General features: G+C 24.9%; 1 protein-coding gene. It reads left to right on the forward strand.

All coding sequences use genetic code 11. The features are described 5' to 3' along the window. The first annotated feature begins 265 nt into the window (after positions 1–265). Positions 266–631 (forward strand): hypothetical protein, encoded by a 366-nt coding sequence (locus N5D03_RS14955; protein WP_280052132.1) that lies wholly within the window; start codon positions 266–268, stop codon positions 629–631. The last annotated feature ends 15 nt before the right edge of the window (positions 632–646 follow it).

Genomic DNA, 646 nt, shown 5'->3' on the forward strand with positions numbered 1-646 from the left:
AAGCATCGTAATGATTTTTTATTCCTTTCATAATTGTAAGATAAGTATTATATACCTTTTCTTACTCTGGAACTTTCGTTAGGATATCCAATACACTATTGGTCACAGTTTAAATGAAAAAGGTGGTATAGATAATAAAGGAACTATAAGTAACACATTAACATTAGGAGACGGTAAATTTTTAGGTATTGGAGCAGGAGCCTCTGTATCTAAATCTTACACATTTTCTATAATAACAGGTAAAGTATATAATTAAACTTTGATTATGAGAAACCTTATTATTTTTACTCTATTTTTTTTTCTTAATTCATGTAAAATTGATTTTACCAATGGACAAGAACAATACGAATTAGATTATTCAGTAAACATTATTTCGAATAAAAGTTATAAAGAAGATAGAATTAAATCAGCTTTTTTCACAATTATCGGAAAAAATCCCGATACAAATAAAATTGATACGTTTGAGGATGGCAGATGGTTTTCTAACGTAAGTGATTCTATTGAAAAAGGTGATACTCTTTATAAAGTAAAAGGAGCGAATTTTTTTTTAATAAAAAAGAAAAATAATATTTTAAAAATAAATTCTAAAATTAATACAAATGGAGAAATGATAGAAGTTTTAAAAAGATAGAATCAAGGATATTAT

Origin of the sequence: Empedobacter sp. GD03861, from assembly GCF_029840885.1 — a bacterium.
GTDB lineage: Bacteria > Bacteroidota > Bacteroidia > Flavobacteriales > Weeksellaceae > Empedobacter > Empedobacter falsenii_B.

Coding starts and splice junctions, on each gene's coding strand:
- N5D03_RS14955 (WP_280052132.1), top strand. CDS start 266: ATGAGAAACCTTATTATTTTTACTCTATTTTTTTTTCTTAATTCATGT.